Consider the following 18,094-nt stretch of genomic DNA (forward strand, 5'->3'; position numbering starts at 1 on the left):
TCGCACCAATCGGTGGTGCGCTGGAAGGATGAGGCGGCGGGCATGTTCGGAGTCCTGAACTACGGCACCTTTGCACTGGGCGCACTGCTGATCGTGCTGCTGCCAGGCCCCAACTCCATGTACGTGCTCTCGGTCGCGGCCCGCAAGGGCGTCCGCACCGGCTTCCGCGCCGCGACCGGGGTCTTCCTCGGCGACACCACCCTGATCGTGCTGACCTCGGTCGGCGCCGCCTCGCTGCTCCGGGCCACCCCGGTGGCCTTCGACGTAGTGAAGCTGATCGGCGCGGCCTACCTGGTCTTCATCGGCTACGGCATGCTGAAGGCCGCCCGCGACATGTGGCGCGCCCGCCACGACGACGCCCCGACGGCGGCAATGGCCGCCGCCTCGACCGCGGAGCCGGCCGCTCTGACCCCGGACGCCCCGACCTCTGTGGTTTTGGCCGCCACCACCGTCCCAGCCTCCGCTGCCCCGACCACCGCAGCTGCCGCTCCGACCGCCACCGAGACGGAGGACCAGGAGCGCCCGTTCCGCCGCGCCCTGGTGATCAGCCTGCTGAACCCGAAGGCGATCCTCTTCCTGCTGTCCTTCTTCGTGCAGTTCGTGGACCGCTCCTACGGCCAGCCGGAGGTCTCCTTCATCATCCTCGGCGGCACCCTCCAGGCGTTCAGCTTCCTGTACCTGACCACCCTGATCGTGACCGGCACCACACTCGCCAACGCCTTCCGCCGCCGACGCCGCCTCTCCGCCGCCCTGACCACCGGCGTAGCCGGCCTCTTCATCGGCTTCGCCGCCAAACTGGCCACCGCCTCAGCCGGATGATCAGGTCAGAACCACCCCTCCGACCTGTGTAGACTGTCCTCCGTTGCCGATCAGCAGATCGCCAACGTGCCGCCTTAGCTCAGTTGGCCAGAGCAACGCACTCGTAATGCGTAGGTCTCGGGTTCGAATCCCGAAGGCGGCCCTCTTTACCACCCTGGATGACCTGCAGTTTCGGCCTTCTGGGGGCTTCTCTTCCGGCCTCGGACCCTTCGTCCGGGGCCGTTTGCGTGAGCGATGCGTGAGCGGACGTCGCAACAGCAACCAGTTCCGAAGCGGACGGCGTGGCCGTGGGTGGCACGAGCGTGGGCCTTCCGGCGCGGGGCACGAGGCGGGCGGCGGCCTCGGCGATGGAGCGGTCGACCTGGGGGAGCAGGGTCGTGTAGGTGTCCGAGGTGATCGCGATCGAGGAGTGGCCGAGCATCTCCTTGATCGCGTGCAGGTCTGCCCCGGCAGCATGGGCGATGGAGGCCGCGCCATGGCGCAGGTGCAGTCGGACCGGCGGTAGGCCGATCTCCTCGAAGAGCTGGTAGAAGCGGTCCGAGACGAGGTTGGGGTGCAGCCAGCTGCCGTCCTCCCGGGTGAAGACCCGGCCGGTCTCGACCCAGGCGGGGGTCTGTCCAGGGAGTGGTGGGAAGTTGATTGATGGGTTCAGCGGCGGGCGGCGGAGAGTCGTCCGTCGGAGGCGATGTCGAAGGCTTTGAGTGCGGCCTTCCAGCGGATGGCCCAGCGTTTGCGGCCGGTGCCAGTCGGGTCCAGGCTCATGACCGCGAGGTAGACGCACTTGAGGGCGGCCTGCTCGGTCGGGAAGTGCCCGCGAGCGCGGACGGCCTTGCGGATGCGGGCGTTGACCGACTCGATGGCGTTCGTGGTGCAGATGATCTTCCGGATTTCGACGTCGAACTGCAGGAAGGGCACGAACTCCGCCCAGGCGTTCTCCCACAACCGCACGACCGCGGGATACTTCACGCCCCACAGCTCGGCGAACTCCACGAACCGAGTCAGAGCGGCCTCTTCGGTCGGCGCGGTGTAGACCGGCCGCAGCGCCTTGGCCATCGGGTCCCAGTCCTGGCGGGCCGCGTAGCGGAACGAGGCCCTCAGCAGGTGGACGACACAGGTCTGCACGATCGTGGCAGGCCAGACGGTGTTGACCGCGTCCGGAAGCCCGGTCAGACCGTCGCAGACCACCATCAGGACATCGCTCACGCCACGGTTCTTGATCTCGGTCAGGACCTGGAGCCAGTACTTGGCCCCTCGCCGCCATCGCCGGCCCACAGACCGAGAATGTCGCGGGTGCCGTCGACGGTGACCGCCAGGGCCACGTAGATCGGACGGTTCACCACCTGGCTGTCGCGCACCTTCACATGCACGCAGTCGATGAAGACCACCGGGTAGACGACATCGAGCGGACGGTTCTGCCATTCGACCATGCCCGCCAGGACGCTGTCGGTGATCGTGGAGATCGTCTGCTTGGAGACCTCGGTCCCGTAGACCTCCCGCAGGTGGGCGGAGATCTCCCCGTGGGTCAGGCCCTTCGCGGAAAGGGACAGCACCATCTCGTCCAGCCCGCTCAGGCGCCGCTGGCGCTTGCGGACCAGCTGCGGCTCGAAGGATCCCGCCCGGTCCCTCGGCACCGTGATCTCCACCGGCCCGACCTCGGTGGTCACCGTCTTGGACCGGTGCCCGTTGCGGTGGTTCGGTGCCTGGCCTCCAACGGTCACCTCGTGCCGGCCCCGGCCCAGGTGATCGGTCAGCTCGCCTTCGAGCGCCGACTCCAGCACCCGCTTGGTGAGCTCGGCCAACAGGCTGCCCTCGCCCGTCAGTTTCATCCCACCGGCCCTGGCCTGGGCCACCAGCTGCCCGACCAGATCCCGGTCCACCACCTCCAGCCCAGGATCCCCAGCTCCAGGCACGGCCGCCTCGACAGCCTCAGTCTCATTCGCGTTAGTCATCAACTAGCGCTTCCTGTGCGGGACTTCCCACCCTTCACCGTACAGACCCTGAAATTACTCGAGGGGATGTGACTGGGCGTCTTGGTTGGCGAGCCGAGCGGGAAATGGCGGCGCCTGGGGAACCTAAGTCCTTGGGACGACGAACAGCATCGTGAGGACGTTTTCCGCTGTGCTCAGGAGGCAGCGTGCCATCTGCAAGTCGCCAGCTGACGCGTGCTTGATGGCTTGGGCGCGCGATGTAACCTGCGATTGAAGTGCGATGAGGTTGTCCGCGACGGTGCACGTCATTTTTGCCTCATCCTTATAGCCGCGCATGATGTACCGGATTCTCACGGCTCGGGTGAGCCGGCCGTTCTCCGAGCGCCACTCCTTGCCTGGCCGCCCTGAAGTCGGCAGCCACTGCTCTACCTCCTCATCGGGCGCGGCGGCGCGAATGGCCCTGTCAATGGCCTCCACGGCGCATTGGGCAGCCATTTCGGCGGCAGCTGGCGGAGCCTGGCGAACGACGTGCCATCCGCCTTCGAGCATCTCTACGACCTTGCCGTCGACGTGCGCCATCACCCGACGAAGGTCCTCAAGAACGTCCAACCGTCCTGCCTGCTGCGGAGTGAGGAGATCTTCAACCCGGTCGGCGACCTCTGCCTCTAGGTCAGCGTCTTCCAGGACCACAGGGGAACTGAGGGCATCGGCGCCCAGTAGGCCGTTCACGCCCAGGCCGGTGTGCAGAGAGGAATCAAGCTTGAAGCGGCTAGGGCTGTCTCCGAGACCGCTTACGTATTTCTGGTACTGCGACAGCGGCCGACTGCTCGCCTTGGAAAGCAACCCTCGACCGGTGTCGATCTGGGCCAACCAGTCCGTCAGATACACCTGGCGGTGGATGAAGCCTCCAAGGGCCTTCCGGAGATCTTCGGTGGCCACCATCGACGGCAGGGTAAAGGCAGGGCCCTTGAGGATCTCGCCCAGGACGTTCTCGATCTGCAAGGACGTGCGCCAAGCCGACACAGTGGTCGCGTCGACTAGCGCGCTAAGTGCCGTCGTAGCCTGCAGGTATTGGGCGTTCCGCCTTCCGGTCAGCTGGTCCATCGATCGCAGGCTAGCCATGAAAGCGATGATGGAGGACGACGGAAGCATCGTCTTCCTAGCGTCGTCGGCCAATTTGCCTAGGCCCAGCAAGTCCTCCTGTGCCAGGAAGGCGGAGGACGGCGGAAGCGTTGTTTTCAAGCCGGCGGCGATTTTGCCCCAACCCAGCAAGTCCTCCTGTGCTAGGAGCGGGCTGATAGCTGACTTGTAGGAGTCGCTGTAGATTCGACTGCTGTCGATGATTTTCGCCACTGCGTCTGCTACGCCGGAAGGTACGGGCTTCGCCGCAGCCTCGTTCTCGGCAGTGGGAGTCCCGCACTCTGCTCCGTCGTCATCTCCGGCGACAAAAACGGCCATCAGAGCCCCTCCGCTGGTCAGACACTATGATCTGCAAAGAGTACGCGCCTTTGCTCAGGTTGATCTGCGATTTTCCAGATCGTTCCGCGCCCCGGCAGCCACTCACGCGGACAATCCCTCGTCGAAGTCTCCAGAGACCGTCGTTGTGATTGAGCGTCTTTGTTGGAGGGCAGACAAAAGCCTGCACCAGACGATTGGAGCGCACCTCGACCGCCAGTGCACAACCCGCCAAGCGAACGATCAGCCGCCAACTAGAACGCTCAGTCACAGGGGATGGGCAATCGCCAGGTCCCCTCGGGGCTGGTGCGGCAAGCGGATCTTGTGGCATCTCCTCCCCATCGGCCGCCCGTCGCAAGATCAGCCGGTGGTGATGGGCTCGCAGCCGCCGATAGCCGTTCCACTAGGGACGAGCGCTGCGACTGCGGAGCTTGCGGCGAGGGCCGCGAACAGTTGGGGGTAGCCGCCGAGGGGGTGAACGAGGGTGGCGGCGGCGAAGGGAGTGAGGGCTTCGGCGATGGCGATGGGGGCGGCGAGGATTCCGCTGAGGTGGCCGTAGGCGGTGGTGCCCCAGCGGTCGATGACGGCTGTGGCTTGGAGCAGGGTGAAGTTGCCGCGGACGCCGCCGGCGAGGATCACCAGCACGATGAGGAGCGGCGTCGGGCCGGGCACGAGCGCCAGCAGGAGGGTGGTAGCACCGCCTGCGGTGATCAGGGCGACGGTGCGGGTGCGGACGCTGGTTCGGTGCGTCACGCTGGCATAGGCGGTGCGACCCAGCGTCTGGCCTAGTCCTCCCAGGCCGAGCGCCCAGGCGCTGACCGCGATGACCGAGCCGATAGAGCACGAGGTCGTCGTCATCAGGTCCGGCCCCGCCGGATACACCGCCGCCCTCTACACCGCCCGCGCCGACCTCAAGCCGGTTGTGTTCGGCAGCGCCATCTTCGTCGGCGGCGCGCTGACCACGACCACGGAGGTCGAGAACTTCCCCGGATTCCCCGACGGCATCCAGGGCCCGGACCTGATGAACAACATGCGGGCCCAGGCCGAACGCTTCGGCGCGGTGATGATCGACGACGACATCGTTTCGGTCGACCTCACCGGCGACATCAAGGAACTGACCGACCCCGAGGGCACCGTCCACCGCGCGAAGACGGTGATCGTGGCCACCGGGTCGGGCTACCGCAAGCTCGGCCTGCCTCGCGAGGACGAGCTGTCCGGGCGCGGGGTGTCCTGGTGCGCGACCTGCGACGGGTTCTTCTTTCGCGGCAAGGACATCGTGGTCGTCGTCGGCGGCGACACCGCTCTTGAGGAAGCCACCTTCCTCAGCTGCTTCGTCGCCTCGGTGACGGTCGTCTACCGCCGCGACTCCCTGCGCGCCTCCAAGGTCATGCAGGCCCGCGCCCAGGTCGACCCGAAGATCAGCTTCGCGTGGAACAGTGAGATCGCCGAGATCCAGGGTACCGACCGGGTCAGTGGCGTCGTCCTGCGCGACACCCATACCGGAGAGACCCGCAACCTGGCCGTCGAGGGACTGTTCATCGCCATCGGCCACGACCCGCGCACCGAACTCTTCACCGGCCAACTCGACCTCGACCCCGAGGGTTACCTTAAGGTCGACGCGCCCTCGACCTGCACGAACCTGCCCGGCGTATTCGCCGCCGGCGACGTTGTCGACCACACCTACCGCCAAGCCATCACCGCCGCCGCCTCCGGCTGCCAAGCCGCCCTCGACGCCGAACGCCACCTAGCCGCTCTGGCCGATGCTGTCCAAGGCAACCGCTCCGCGCAGCCTGTCGCGTTGTGACGCCCAAGGGCTGGGCTGCGGCGTCGTCGTAGCAGTCCGCTCCCCAGGACCTCTGGCTGAACTATCGCTTGATCACACTCGCAGTAAGGCCACCGCATCAGCGAGGTGACGACGGACGACCTTGATGGAGCCGGGATCCCGGGCCGGTTGCTTGATCCAGACATGGGCCTGTTCGAGGAACCACGTGACAGCCCAGAGTCGGTGCCAGCCCAGGGCCCAATCCTCGGCGGGAAGGCCGCCACGGCGTGCGAGCGCGTCGCGCTGTCCACCAACGGCGATATACGCATTGATGAGCGCTCGTAGCGAGGAGGGATCCGGGGGTTGGGCCCTGGCGAGCCCTTTCCAGGAGGCCAGGTCGAGCAGCCCGGGGCCGGTGAAGGTGCGGGCGAAGTCGAGCAGCCTCCAGCCGTGCTTGCCGATGTGCAGGCTGGCGGGTTCGAACTCGGAGTGCACCCAGCCGAAGGGGGCGATGGTGGCTCCCTTCGCCCGCAGCGGAGACGCTCGCACGAGCGCCTCTAGGTGGGCGGTCAGGTCCTCGGTGCCCTCAATCCAGCGGCCGGACCCGCGTAGAAGCCGCAGGTAATGGAGCGCCTGGAGCGGCAGCGCAGCCATCGCCGAGGCGTCCAGGACCGGCAGACGTGGAGCGACGACAAGCCGGTGGAGGTGGACGGCAGCGATCACGGCTTCCGCATCCTGCGGTTCGTGCAGTGGTTTGCTGAGGTCTTCCAGCACCGTGCCGAGCGGCGCGTCCGATGACCCTGGGTACGGGGACTCCGCACCGTGCGGCGATGCGGAGCGTCTGGTCCTCGTGGGTGAGCGGCTCGGTCGCGTACTTGAAGATGGCGGTCCCACCGGTGGGGTAGGTGAGTCGCTCGACGCCGGACATGGCCCACACCCGTAGAGGTAGGCGCTCCGGTTTCGGGTGACCGGTACTTCGGTTGATGTCGCGGAGCAGGCTGCTGATCAGGTCTTGATCCAAAGTCGGACTCCAGTGCGGTCGGGTCAGGCGTCGGTGGGTAGCCCGAGAGTGCGCCGGTGGTTCCTCCACACAGCTGCGGAGGTGGCCATCCGCTGCTTCCACAGCGAGCGCGGTTCCAGTGCCCGGACTTCCTCCCATTGGTGGGCGTTGGCTTCAGCGAAGGCGGTCAGGACATGCGGATCAGCTTCCCTGAACCCGGTGACCTTGGCCGCCCACTGCTCGGCCTGTTCGGGGGGGTGTCCAGCTTCGATCAGTCGGCCGACCCATACCGCTGGGTCGGCCCAGGCCGGTCCTCTGGTGGGCCACGCCCAGTCGATCAGGTGGGCCGTGGAGTCGACCAGGACGTTGTGGGGGGCCATGTCGGTATGCAGGAGGACCTCGCCCGCGAACAGTTCCGGTGTGCTGGTGTAGGGCGCGTAACGGTCTGCCAGGCTGAGCAGCGGGATGTCCGGGCAGGGGGTGTCCGCGAGTTCCGTCAGTGCGGCGACGACCAAGGGAAGGTCGGGACTGCCGGGTGTGTAGTCGGCGATGGACCCGTCGATCAGCTCGAAGCCGAGCAGGTCCCAGCCTCCGCCCTGGGTATGCCACAGGAGCTTGGGGGCGGAGGCTGGGAGGTACGGGTTGACGTTGGCTTCGCGGCGTTGGGTCCTGACCTGGCGGTGGTCGGTGGGGATGCCCTTGATGAACACCGGGCCGGTCGTGGTGTACGCCTTTACCGCGACACCGGAGTTGGCTCCGGTGGTCACGTCGGCTGAGGTGAGGAAGGGGCCGGTGTGCTTCAGGGCGGCGGCGCGGGTGTCGGCGGGGAGGTCTTGCCAGGCGAGGCGGGACATCGACACGAGGGGAGCTCCAGACGGTGGTGCCAGGGCTGCCCCGGCCCTCGCGGGCCGGAGCAGCCTGCTTGCTAGTACGGCTGAGAATCGCTGGACGAGCAGGAGCACATGACGACCTCCAGGACGTCGTCCAGGTCGCCGACGAACACGATCTCCTCGTCCTCAAGGGGTCGCTCGGTGAGCGTAAGGGCTACGGGTACCGGCATGGGTTCACCTCCCTCCGTGCTGGCAGTAGGTGTTGAGCGGGGCCTTCGCCTCCTGGTAGAGCTTGGCCAGCGGCCGGCAGGTGAAGCAGGAGCCGGACAGCGTGCAGCCGGAGCATCCACCGGTGCGAAGCTGAAGGGAGTCAGCGACTTCGCCGAGCTGACGCAGGCCGTCGATGCCGTCGGCGATGAGGTCGAACTGGGGGTCGCGGCCGACCTTGCAGATGGAGGCTTTGCCCCAGGGGTCGGAGTGGAAGAAGGTGTGCCCGGCGTTGCAGCCCTGGAAGGGCTTACGGGGCATGACGTAGTCGGCGGCCTGGGTGCCCATGCGTTCGCCGCCGCCCTCGATGGTCGGACTCATGGTGGTGAATACCTGGTGGGGGAAGCCGTAGCTGTCGGCCAGGTGCTGCATGGCGGGGATCTGGTGGGCGTTGCGCTCGGACACGACGATGTTCAGCTTGAGGGACAGCCCGGATTCCCGTGATGCCTCCAAGCCCTTGGTGAACCGGGCGAACGCGCCTCGGTTGCGGGTCATGGCGTCGTAGGTCTCGGCGGTGGCGCCGTAGACGCTGACAGCAATGAGGTAGGGCCGGTGGCGGGTGAACAACTCCTGGATGCGGGGCTTGCTCAGCTGGCTGCCGTTGCTGGCGATCGAGATCATGAGGCCGATCTCGTTGGCGTACTGGTAGGCCGCGGGGAAGTCGCGGTCGATCAGTGGCTCGCCGCCTGTAATCTGCAGCCACAGCGCCCCCGAGTCCCGGATGACGTCCAGGAGCTTGACCTTGTCGGCCCAGGCGAGGCCCTCGAAGTTCTTCAGCCCCAGGTAGCAGTGCTCGCAGTCGTAGTCGCAGCCCTTGTTGATCTCCCAGGACGCTCGCCCGTACCCGAGCACGGACGGGGGGCGGACTAGGACTGTGTCCGCCAGATGCCGCTCGTGCAGGTCGACTCCCCAGGCGGTGCGGGCCGCGTCCGCCAGCCACGGCGGTACGACCGACTCGCGGGCAGCGGCGCGGAGTTGTTGGTATCGGCCGGAGCCGACCCGGAGCCCTTGGGCGCGACCGGGGCGGAGGATCAGATGGCCGTCGAGGAACGGGGAGGCGATCAGCTCGTGCACGGGCGCTCCAGGTGGCATCGGGGAATGGAGGGCGGTACACGGGGCGGCCCATGGCCAGCCAGGGGGCCCGGCGCGGGGCCGCCCCGTGTCTTCCGCTGAGAACCGGCCGGTACGGGGTCGTCAGCGGGTGTGCCTTCTCCTGGACCGGTTCACGGGAGTCAGTCCGGAGAAGGGGATCGGGTCAGCCGTCGGCCAGGGCTTCGGGCTGAATGTCGGGAACGCTCGCCGGCACCGGGCTGGCGGCGGCAGGCGAGCATGGGCACGGCTCACGGGCCACCAAGGCGAGGAGAGCCAGGAGTGCCGCGCTCCCTCTGCCGTCCAGGCGATGCCTAACGCGATCGTCAGCGGGTCGGGGCCGGCATGGCGTCCGCTCATCCCCGGGCCTGCCCGTCCGGGTAGCCGCCCCAGGTCCCGCGCCGCGCGAGGATCGTCAGAACAGTGGGGTCTTCGACGGGCTGCTCACGGCTGCCGCGCAGGGCGCGGAGAATCAGCTGCCCGCTGCGTAGGTCGGTGACGACCAACTGGCGACCGTCCGAGTCCTGGACCAGATCGCCGATGCCCGGTGGGTTGGCGACCGTCACTGAACAGCCTCCTGCGCGGATTGGAGATCTTCCACGGTTGTCTCCCATTCGCATCCGCCTGCTCGCGGTCGCAGCCAGACCCGGTGGCGGTCCTGAGGCTTGGTGGGGCCGGTGCAGTAGAGGGGGCCGATGTGCTGACCTCCCCGACCTGTCCGCTGGCCTGGTCCAGGGCCACCGCTCCTCGCCGGACCCAGGCGGCCCGCGGGCGCGTGCTCATGCCGGCCTGCCTTCGTCCCGCGAGCGCTGGGGCGGAATGAAGGCGTCCCAGCGCTCGGTGCCCGCGTCGGCGTCGTTGGAGAGCATCCGATGCAAGCTGCTGCCACGGGTCCGGAGGGGCAGAGGACGCGCACAACCGGGTCTTGGCTGCTCTTCGCAGGTGGCCATGGAGGACTCCAACGGAATCGATGCGGAGAAGCGGGAATCACCGCGTTGTGTTAGCCGAGGTGACGGCCTGTCACTCAAGGAAACCCCTGCAGACCGGGGATCGGCAGGAAGAAGCGGCGGGGGTGCGGCCGTGCCCGGCAGGAAGTTTTGACCGGAGCATTACCCGTACTGGTGCGGGAGTCCGGGCTCCGCAATACCGTGGCCGGATGGGGGACAACACCGTCCTGCGGGACCGCATCGAGCACCTCGGCCTGACCCGGACCGAGCTCGCGCGCCAGATGAACCTGGCCATCGAGGGCCTGACGGGCCGCTTCGGAACGGTTTCCGAGCGGACGATCCACGACCTGCTGACTCGCACACGTTGGCCGCACGCCAAACAACGGGCCGCATTACGGGCAGTATTCGGATGTCCGGCCGAGGAACTCGGCTTCACCCCGCCGGGTAGCCACCACCCGCCAGCCCCCACGGAGAACGATGTGCTGCGGCGCACCTTCCTGAACGCCACGACTGGCACCGCTGTTGCAGCGGTCTCCTTCATCTCGGCGCCGCGCCGCATCGGATCCGGCGACATCCAACGGCTGCAGAGCCAGTTCGCCAACATCATCGCCAGCGACCACCGCGTCGGCGGCACGACCTCCATCGAGACCCAGGCCGTCGCCCTCGCCGACCAAGCCCTCGCCCTGCAGCAGCAGGGTGCCGCCAGCCAGCGCATCCGCAGCGGCCTCTACGCCAGCGCTGCCTCCTTCACCTCCAGCGCCATGTGGGCAGCCATCGACGGCCGCAGGTTCGATGCCGCCCAGCAGCACTTGGAACGCGCGGCCAGCCTCGCCGCCATGTCCGGCGACGCCAGCATCGCCTTCCGGATCTGGTCCCACGCCGGCACCCTCTACCGCCACCTCGGCCGTGCCGCCGACGGCTTGGCCGCCAACAACGTCGCCCGCAACAGCTCCATCAGCCGCCGCGACCCGCTGTTCGCCTCCCTCGGGCATGCCCGACACGCAGCCATCCTCGGCCTCACCGGCGACACCGCCGCTGTCGAGCGCGCCATCGGCCACGCCCAGGAGGCCCTGAACCGCGCCGACCCCGACGTCTACCGCCCGGTGTGGATAAACGCCTTCTACGACCAGGCCGAACTCGACAGCCTCGCTCTGGCCGCCTACCTCAGCCTGCACCAGTACGAACACGCCGAAGCCCGTGCCCACCGCACCCTGTCCGTGCTGCGCCCCGACCTGCAGCGAAGCCGTGCCATCGCCACTGCGCGCCTCGCACACGCCCAGCTCGGCCAGGCCGACCTGGAACCGGCCATCAACACCGCCATGTCCATCCCGAACCAGGGACCAGCACGCCATCCACGCGTCACCGGCATGCTCGACGCCTTCGGCCGCCGCCTGCACGCCATCGTCCCAGACAGCACCCACACCCAGCTGTGGGACCAGTACGCCCAGGACACCCGGAGGAACCCCGCATGAGCCAACCGGTCAACGTCGAACTGCGGCACTACACGGACATCACGCCCGTACGGCAGGACATCATCGACGTGTACGCGGACGCCCGCGCGCCACTGCTGCACCTGCCGCACTACTCCGTCGAACGCTTCGCCGAGCGTCTGGACCGGCACGCGACCGAATCCGGTTGGGAAGCCGTTATCGGCTACGACACCAACCAGCCTGTGGGATACGCCTACGTCAACACCCTCATCGAGAAAGACCGCTGGTGGTCACGGATGACCGAGCCACTGCCCGATGGCTTTACCGACATCTCGACCGCGGCCTTGAAGGAGATCATGGTCCGTACTCCCTGGCGCGGCACAGGAACAGCCCTTCGCATCCACGACGCGCTCCTGTCCGCACGCTCCGAGGAACGCATCACCCTCTCAGTCAACCCGTTGGCAGGGGATGGGAGGGTCCAGGCCCTTTACGTCACCTGGGGATACGAACCCTTCAACGAGCAGCGTCCGTCACCGGACTCCCCAAGTCTCACGGCAATGATCCGCTCCCTCAAGTTCCGTCCCGCCAGCTGATACGCACAGCCCGGTTCATTCAAGGCCGCATCCTGGCCAGCCCCAGTCCCGGCGGCGAACGGCACCTGGTCAACTGCGCCAGGGGTTGGCAATCCGCACCTTCTGCGCTGGGTCTCGTGTCTTCAGAACAGGGGGCGTGATCGCTTTCGGGGATCGCGCGGGGGGACCCAGCCGTCCGGGCGGACAATGTACGCCTCGTGCAGCAGAGCGTCGAAGTTCTCCCAGTCTGAGGGAGCCATGACCGCCTCATTGTTCAGCCCATGGAAGGAACAATGCTGGTGCGCGAGCCGGATCCCGGCCTCGTAACTCAGGTGCGTCCAGTCGTAGACCATCATCGGTGTGTCGGCGAGACGGTCGGCGAGTTGGTTGCCGGAAGCGCTGGATGGGATGCCCATCGAGATCGGCTTCGCGGGTTCCAGGCCATCACCGATGGACCGCAGGCAGCGATTTCCGACGGTGGTCTGCGCGACGCAGCGCATGGAAGCAACAGGGCCACGCGATACACGCAGGGTGTGCACTACCAGGGCGACCTGTCGCACCGGTAGCACAGATCCAGGAGTCGGGGCGTGGTCAGCACGAAGCCGTGATGGGTGTATCTCATAGAGAGTGCCTTCGCTCTGACGCTTCCGCATGGCTTGGTCGAGTATGTGCAGGATCCGGGCAAGCCCGGCGGGGACCGGCTCAGCGCGTTCGACAGCAGGGCACACAGCCGGGTGGGCTACACGGGCCGGCCCGTGCAAGTGTGGATTCAGCATCGCCACTCCGCCATAGGTGTCCCATCGGGACTGCGGAGGTATGGAGGATCCAGAGATGGTTCCGCGCTGCAGCGGGATCATCGGCTGGTCGCCATGCCGCTCGAACCATTCGACCTGGCAGCCGCAGTACCTGCAGGGGCCGAATGCCTCCTTACGCAGGAGCCTACTGTTGCTGCGGTCGTCGATCCTTAACCGTCGGACGGGGTACGACTTGCCCTCGACAGGAGAGCCGTCCCAGTGCGTCCATCGCTCGAAATCTGCCATGTTGGCACAGTACTCTGCTGCCTGACGCAGAATCAGAAAGACGTCTCAAGCGCCGACAGCGGGACCTCTTGCTGGGTGGCAGTCGCGCTCGCCACGCTCTCGAAGGCCGACCACGTCGATCCCCTAAGGATGATTCAGTGGTTAATTTCCTTGCTCCCAACGATAGTTGCCCTCAGTGTCCAACCGTCGGCGTCATGACGAACGGGTCGGACTTCGGCGGTAGCGCCGTATACACGTGCCCCAACTGCGACCACCAGTGGACCAGAACCTGGCCGCTCGAAGCCCGTGTACCGGCAAATGTCCGAGAGCAGCAGATCCGCGACCCCAGCCGCTTCGCCGATGGCGACGCCGATGCCGAAGGTCGGTATGTCTATGCCGACGATCCTGACTGGGCCGAACGCGGTCCCTACCGCTACTTCGATGAAGACCCAGGTCCCATCTGGTAAGCCCTAGGTACACCCACCACCGACTCACCCGCTCCGTGGCTTGCACCCCACAGGGGCTCCCCTCTTCCCTGGGCGCACGGGGAACCCTCTGGCACAACTGCGGAGGCCAGACCGTAGCCCTTCCTGGAGGCGCTGGAGACTTCCGGAGTGAACGCGGCATCGCGGTCGGCAACGCCGACGGCACCGGCTGGCAGCAGATCACCCTGCCCGCCACCGGCACCGTACCCAACCGCTACCTCTCCAGCCTGGCCATCGACCCGGCCGACAGCAACCACGTCTACCTGGCCGTCAACGGCTTCTCCCGCTCCTGGAACGAAGGCCCCGGTGCCGGATCGGACACCTCTACGAATTCCACGACGGCGGCCAGACCTGGAAGGACATCTCCGCCAACCTGCCCGACATCCCCGCCGACTCCCTCGCACTGACCCCCGGCGGCGGAATCGCCCTGGGCACCGACCTCGGAGCCCTCTACCGCGCGCCCGGCCAGACCAAGTGGAAGGCCGTCGGCGAGCTCCCGGCCGTGGCCGTCACCCAGGTCCTGGTCGGCCCCGACGGAAAGCTCTACGCCGCCACCCACGGCCACGGCATCTACGCCATCAACCTCAACCGCCTGCACTGATCCGTCCGCCGCACCCGTAGGGCACTGTCAGGACCTAAATCGGCCATGGCAGGCCCTACGGCTTCCAGAAGCACTGCGAATGCGTGAGCGCTGCGTGAGCGGACGCGCCGACAACAACCAATCCGCAGCGGACTCGGTAACCGGCCGCGTGGCTCTGACCAGCAGGAACAGTGCCACGCGGCCCTAGCGATCACGCGTCGTCATGATCTCTCTTGCACTCGTAATGCGTAGGTCTCGGGTTCGAATCCCGAAGGCGGCCCCGCACAAAGCCCCGGCCATGGATTTTGGCCGGGGCTTTTCTCGTTGCCGGAGCCGTCCGCGGCGGTACAGATCGGAGGCGTCGTAGAGCTGGTTGCAGGTGTTGTCCAGCAGGTGGGCGTTGCCGCGAGCGGCTGTGAGGGTCGGGGCTGCCCTTTGGGGCACGGGGGCGGGCAGTGGGGCTGCCCCCTGTCCGGCGCCGGGGGACGTTTCCGTACGGGGGAGCGGCTGGAAACGTGGGACAGGTCTTGTCTCGTACCCCGAGGAGCGCAGAGCAATGCCGTCGTACCTGTCACCGGGCGTATACGTCGAGGAGGTGGCCAGCGGTGCGCGTCCGATCGAGGGCGTGGGCACCTCGGTGGCCGCCTTTGTCGGCCTCGCCCCGACCGGACCGCTCAACGAGCCGACGCTGGTGACCAATTGGTCGCAGTACGTCGCGTCCTTCGGTGACTTCACCGACGGCTACTTCCTGGCGCACTCGGTCTACGGCTTCTTCAACAACGGCGGCTCGGCCGCGTACGTGGTCCGGGTCGGCGGCGTCACCGGCGGGGTGTCCGGTGGCAGCGGTCAGGACCCGGCCGCCGTGACCGCGGGACGCGGCGCCGGGACACCCGCGCTGCCCGTCGGCGAGGCGAAGCAGATCGGCACGTTCAAGGTGTCGGCCATCGCCCCGGGCAGCGGTGGCGGGATCAGCGTCGAGGTCGCGGACGCCGAGGGCGAGGGCCCGGCCGACCGCTTCCGACTGGTCGTCAAGGACGGCGAGAAGACGGCCGAGACCTTCGACGTCACCGCGAAGAAGGGCGGCCGGACCTACGTCGTCACGCAGGTCAGGGAGCACTCCAAGCTGATTGTCGTCGCGGAGGCCGCTCCGGCCGGGCAGCTCGCCCGGCCGGAGAACCAGTCGGTCGCGCTCGCCGCGCCGGCCGCCCCGTCCACCGCCCCGGTGTCCGTGGGCGCCGACGAGGCCGGCATCCGCGAGTACGTGGGCGACTCCGCGGACCGCACCGGCTTCGGCGGGCTGGAGGCGGTCGACGAGGTCTCGATGGTCGCCGTGCCGGACCTGATGGCGGCCTACCAGCGCGGCGCCATCGACCTGGAGGCGGTGAAGGCGGTCCAGCTCGCCCTGATCGCGCACTGCGAGCTGATGGGCGACCGGCTCGCCGTCATCGACCCTCCGCCGGGGCTGAATGCCCGTCAGATCATCGTCTGGCGCCAGGAGACGGCCGGGTACGACTCCAAGTACGCGGCGCTGTACTACCCCTGGATCAAGGTCTTCGACCCCTCCAGCGGCCAGACCCGACTGGTGCCGCCGAGCGGGCACATGGCCGGGGTCTGGGCCCGCAACGACTTCGAGCGCGGTGTGCACAAGGCTCCGGCCAACGAGGTCGTCCGCGGCGCGGTGGACCTGGAGATACAGGTGACCCGAGGTGAGCACGACCTGCTCAACCCGCTGGGCATCAACTGCATCCGGGCGTTTCCCGGCCGGGGCATCCGGATCTGGGGAGCCCGCACCCTCTCCTCCGACCCGGCCTGGCGCTACCTGAACGTCCGCCGGTACTTCAACTACCTCGAAGAGTCGATCCTGACCGGCACCCAGTGGGTGGTCTTCGAGCCCAACGACCAGGCGCTGTGGGCCCGGATCAGGCGGAACATCTCCGCGTTCCTGGTGACCGAGTGGCGCAGCGGCGCCCTGTTCGGCGCGACGGCCGACGACGCCTACTACGTGAAGTGCGACGCCGAGACCAACCCGGCGGAGTCCGTGGACCTCGGCCGGGTCATCTGCGAGATCGGGGTCTCCCCGGTCAAGCCGGCCGAGTTCGTGGTCTTCCGACTGGCCCAGTTCTCCAGCGGCGGCGGCGAGTTGGACGAGTAGCAGAGGTCAGTTCGAGCAGTTCGACCAGCACGAGCAGAGAGAACAGGTCACATGACTCTTCAGCCCGGTGAGTCACTCACCACCCACAACTTCGGCATCCAGATCGACGGCGTCGGCCTGGAGTACCTACAGTCGATCAGCGGTTACAAGACCACCCAGGACGTCATCGAGTTGAAGCAGAACTCGGCGAACGGCCAGCCGATCATCAAGAAGATGCCCGGCGGACGGCAGGCCGGCGAGGTCACCGTCGTGTACGGGGTGACCCACAGCACCGCCTTCACCGACTGGCACAAGCTGTCCCAGAACGGCAACATGGGCGCGGCCCGCAAAAACGCCACCATCATCTTCTACGACACCCAGATGAACCCGGTGAAGCGGTACCACCTGACGAACGCCTGGTGCAGCAACGTGGTACCGGGCGACGTGAAGGCCGGTGAGCCGAACGCGCTCACCGAGACCGCGACCATCGTCTACGAAGACCTGGTACCCGAGTAATGCGTCGGGGATCGTCCGCCGGGGCCTCCGCGTCGGCGTTCGCGGAGGCGGAGGCCCCGGCCGGGGCGACTGCAGCAGCCGTCCCGGCGCCCGTCCCGGCACCTGAACCGGAGCCGGTACGGCAGCAGTTGCGCACCGAGTTCGCCTTCGAGCTGCCGCGCGGGTACGTCGACGCCTCCGGCACCGTGCACCGGGACGGGATCATGCGCCTGGCGACCGCCAGGGACGAGCTGATCCCGTTGCAGGACCGGCGGGTCCGGGAGAACCCGGCCTACCTGTCGGTGGTGCTGCTCGGCCTGGTGATCACTCGGCTGGGCACGGTGGACCATGTGCACGACGGCGTGGTGGAGAAGATGTTCGCCTCCGACCTGGCCTTCCTGCAGGACTTCTACCGCCAGATCAACGCCGAGGGCAACACCCGGGCCGGAGTCACCTGCCCGCACTGCGAGCAGCCGTTCGAGGTCGAGCTCGGCGGGAGCCGCCTGGGGGAATCGTGACGTACGCGACCGACCGCATCCATGAGGAGATCGCGTACATCGCCTACCACTTCCACTGGAGCCTTGAGGACATCCTGGACCTCGAACACCATGACCGCCGCCGGTACGCCGAGCAGATCGCCGCGCTGGTGACCCGCGCCACGGCCGAGCGATGAGACGAGGGGACAGGCGGGTGGGCCATGGGGATCATTGACCGACTGCGGGGACGCACGGGTGCGGCAGCCGGGACGGCTGGTGCGGCTGGGGTGTTGGGCGTGCCGGAGGTGCTGGGGGCGCCGGGTGCGGAGGTGAGCGGGGCGCGGGTCGCGCCCGCGGCCTCCGGGGGACGGGAGGGCTGGTCCGCGCTGCCGCCGATCCAGCGTGCGATGGCACGGCCGGTACGGCACACCGTCGCGTCCAGCGACTTCGCCCGGTCGCTGACTACCTGGCAGAACCCTTCGTTCATAGGCACCTTGTCGCATGCTGTCCTTGACGGCGCTCCGACCGGGCTGATCAGGGGCGTTCTGGCGCCTGCGATGCCCGCCGTCGGTGGTGCGGGTGCGGGGCTGGGTGAGCCTGCGCTGTCCCTTCCGGTCGCGGTGGAAGCAGCCGAGGCAGCGGACCCGGCCGTGACGGGGGAGCACGTGGCCGGCGCCGCCGCCGAAGCCGCCGCCGTTGCGGGCTCGGTCGACGTGGCGGTGCAGCGTACGGTGTCGGCTGCCCGTGCGCTCGGCCCGCAGGTCGCGCCGGTACGGCCCCGGGCCCCTCGGCCCGCCCCGCTGACCCGT

16 protein-coding genes, 1 tRNA gene and 4 pseudogenes are annotated in these 18,094 nt (G+C 67.8%); 10 read left to right on the plus strand and 11 right to left on the minus strand.

What is annotated here, in order from left to right; all coding sequences use genetic code 11:
- The first annotated feature begins 42 nt into the window (after positions 1 to 42).
- Both leuE and ACEZDE_RS16340 read left to right on the plus strand, forming a co-directional pair.
- Complete coding sequence (gene leuE / locus ACEZDE_RS16335; RefSeq protein WP_380536995.1) at positions 43 to 819, plus strand: leucine efflux protein LeuE; 777 nt, start codon at positions 43 to 45, stop codon at positions 817 to 819.
- Between the two features lie 68 nt (positions 820 to 887).
- A tRNA-Thr gene (locus ACEZDE_RS16340) sits at positions 888 to 961 on the plus strand.
- A gap of 240 nt (positions 962 to 1,201) precedes the next feature.
- Here ACEZDE_RS16340 and ACEZDE_RS16345 read toward each other — a convergent pair.
- From ACEZDE_RS16345 to ACEZDE_RS16360, 4 genes and pseudogenes are all read right to left on the minus strand, one after another.
- A pseudogene (locus ACEZDE_RS16345) lies at positions 1,202 to 1,546 on the minus strand (tyrosine-type recombinase/integrase); the annotation flags it as partial.
- Positions 1,468 to 2,768, minus strand: a pseudogene (locus ACEZDE_RS16350) (IS256 family transposase). The pseudogenes ACEZDE_RS16350 and ACEZDE_RS16345, both read right to left, overlap by 79 nt.
- Before the next feature lie 123 nt (positions 2,769 to 2,891).
- Entirely contained in the window at positions 2,892 to 4,205 is a 1,314-nt protein-coding gene (locus tag ACEZDE_RS16355; protein WP_380536996.1) for a pPIWI-associating nuclease domain-containing protein, read from the minus strand.
- Positions 4,206 to 4,562: 357 nt separating this feature from the next.
- Positions 4,563 to 4,955: a hypothetical protein gene (locus ACEZDE_RS16360; protein WP_380536997.1), complete on the minus strand. Its 393-nt coding sequence runs from the start codon at positions 4,953 to 4,955 to the stop codon at positions 4,563 to 4,565.
- Between the two features lie 70 nt (positions 4,956 to 5,025).
- On the opposite strand from ACEZDE_RS16360, the gene trxB reads away from it, so the two are divergent.
- Positions 5,026 to 6,006, plus strand: coding sequence for a thioredoxin-disulfide reductase (gene trxB, locus ACEZDE_RS16365; protein ID WP_380536998.1), 981 nt, complete (start codon positions 5,026 to 5,028; stop codon positions 6,004 to 6,006).
- Positions 6,007 to 6,078: 72 nt separating this feature from the next.
- Here trxB and ACEZDE_RS16370 read toward each other — a convergent pair.
- From ACEZDE_RS16370 to ACEZDE_RS16390, 5 genes and pseudogenes are all read right to left on the minus strand, one after another.
- Positions 6,079 to 6,985 (minus strand): annotated as a pseudogene (locus tag ACEZDE_RS16370) (aminoglycoside phosphotransferase family protein).
- 23 nt (positions 6,986 to 7,008) lie between these two features.
- On the minus strand, positions 7,009 to 7,818 hold the full coding sequence (locus ACEZDE_RS16375; protein WP_380537140.1) for an aminoglycoside phosphotransferase: 810 nt from the start codon (positions 7,816 to 7,818) through the stop codon (positions 7,009 to 7,011).
- A gap of 71 nt (positions 7,819 to 7,889) precedes the next feature.
- The gene (locus tag ACEZDE_RS16380) at positions 7,890 to 8,024 is read right to left on the minus strand and encodes a hypothetical protein (protein ID WP_380536999.1); all 135 of its coding nucleotides are present in this window, start codon (positions 8,022 to 8,024) and stop codon (positions 7,890 to 7,892) included.
- Between the two features lie 4 nt (positions 8,025 to 8,028).
- A complete protein-coding gene (locus ACEZDE_RS16385) occupies positions 8,029 to 9,135 on the minus strand; it encodes a radical SAM protein (protein WP_380537000.1) in 1,107 nt (368 codons plus the stop codon).
- 371 nt (positions 9,136 to 9,506) lie between these two features.
- Positions 9,507 to 9,716: a hypothetical protein gene (locus ACEZDE_RS16390; RefSeq protein ID WP_380537001.1), complete on the minus strand. Its 210-nt coding sequence runs from the start codon at positions 9,714 to 9,716 to the stop codon at positions 9,507 to 9,509.
- Positions 9,717 to 10,306: 590 nt separating this feature from the next.
- Here ACEZDE_RS16390 and ACEZDE_RS16395 point away from each other — a divergent pair.
- Both ACEZDE_RS16395 and ACEZDE_RS16400 read left to right on the plus strand, forming a co-directional pair.
- Positions 10,307 to 11,569 carry an XRE family transcriptional regulator gene (locus ACEZDE_RS16395; protein ID WP_380537002.1) on the plus strand — a complete coding sequence of 421 codons (1,263 nt, stop codon included), beginning with the start codon at positions 10,307 to 10,309 and terminating at the stop codon, positions 11,567 to 11,569.
- Positions 11,566 to 12,120 carry a GNAT family N-acetyltransferase gene (locus tag ACEZDE_RS16400; protein ID WP_380537003.1) on the plus strand — a complete coding sequence of 185 codons (555 nt, stop codon included), beginning with the start codon at positions 11,566 to 11,568 and terminating at the stop codon, positions 12,118 to 12,120. Before ACEZDE_RS16395 ends, ACEZDE_RS16400 begins: the two co-directional genes overlap by 4 nt.
- A gap of 122 nt (positions 12,121 to 12,242) precedes the next feature.
- Here ACEZDE_RS16400 and ACEZDE_RS16405 read toward each other — a convergent pair whose 3' ends face one another.
- Together ACEZDE_RS16405 and ACEZDE_RS16410 are read right to left on the minus strand one after the other, a co-directional pair.
- Positions 12,243 to 12,659 (minus strand): hypothetical protein, encoded by a 417-nt coding sequence (locus tag ACEZDE_RS16405; protein WP_380537149.1) that lies wholly within the window; start codon positions 12,657 to 12,659, stop codon positions 12,243 to 12,245.
- A 93-nt stretch (positions 12,660 to 12,752) separates the two neighbouring features.
- Positions 12,753 to 13,139: pseudogene (locus ACEZDE_RS16410) on the minus strand (DUF6083 domain-containing protein); the annotation flags it as partial.
- A 194-nt stretch (positions 13,140 to 13,333) separates the two neighbouring features.
- Here ACEZDE_RS16410 and ACEZDE_RS16415 point away from each other — a divergent pair.
- The 5 genes from ACEZDE_RS16415 (at position 13,334) to ACEZDE_RS16435 (ending at position 17,482) form a co-directional block, all read left to right on the plus strand.
- The gene (locus ACEZDE_RS16415) at positions 13,334 to 13,585 is read left to right on the plus strand and encodes a hypothetical protein (RefSeq protein WP_380537004.1); all 252 of its coding nucleotides are present in this window, start codon (positions 13,334 to 13,336) and stop codon (positions 13,583 to 13,585) included.
- A 1,154-nt stretch (positions 13,586 to 14,739) separates the two neighbouring features.
- Complete coding sequence (locus ACEZDE_RS16420) at positions 14,740 to 16,335, plus strand: phage tail sheath family protein (protein WP_380537005.1); 1,596 nt, start codon at positions 14,740 to 14,742, stop codon at positions 16,333 to 16,335.
- Between the two features lie 51 nt (positions 16,336 to 16,386).
- The gene (locus ACEZDE_RS16425; protein ID WP_380537006.1) at positions 16,387 to 16,830 is read left to right on the plus strand and encodes a phage tail protein; all 444 of its coding nucleotides are present in this window, start codon (positions 16,387 to 16,389) and stop codon (positions 16,828 to 16,830) included.
- The gene (locus tag ACEZDE_RS16430; protein WP_380537007.1) at positions 16,830 to 17,327 is read left to right on the plus strand and encodes a hypothetical protein; all 498 of its coding nucleotides are present in this window, start codon (positions 16,830 to 16,832) and stop codon (positions 17,325 to 17,327) included. Before ACEZDE_RS16425 ends, ACEZDE_RS16430 begins: the two co-directional genes overlap by 1 nt.
- Positions 17,324 to 17,482: a DUF6760 family protein gene (locus tag ACEZDE_RS16435; RefSeq protein WP_169790660.1), complete on the plus strand. Its 159-nt coding sequence runs from the start codon at positions 17,324 to 17,326 to the stop codon at positions 17,480 to 17,482. Before ACEZDE_RS16430 ends, ACEZDE_RS16435 begins: the two co-directional genes overlap by 4 nt.
- Positions 17,483 to 18,094: the final 612 nt, after the last annotated feature.

The organism is Streptacidiphilus cavernicola (genome assembly GCF_042510955.1).
Classification (GTDB): Bacteria; Actinomycetota; Actinomycetes; order Streptomycetales; family Streptomycetaceae; genus Streptacidiphilus; species Streptacidiphilus cavernicola.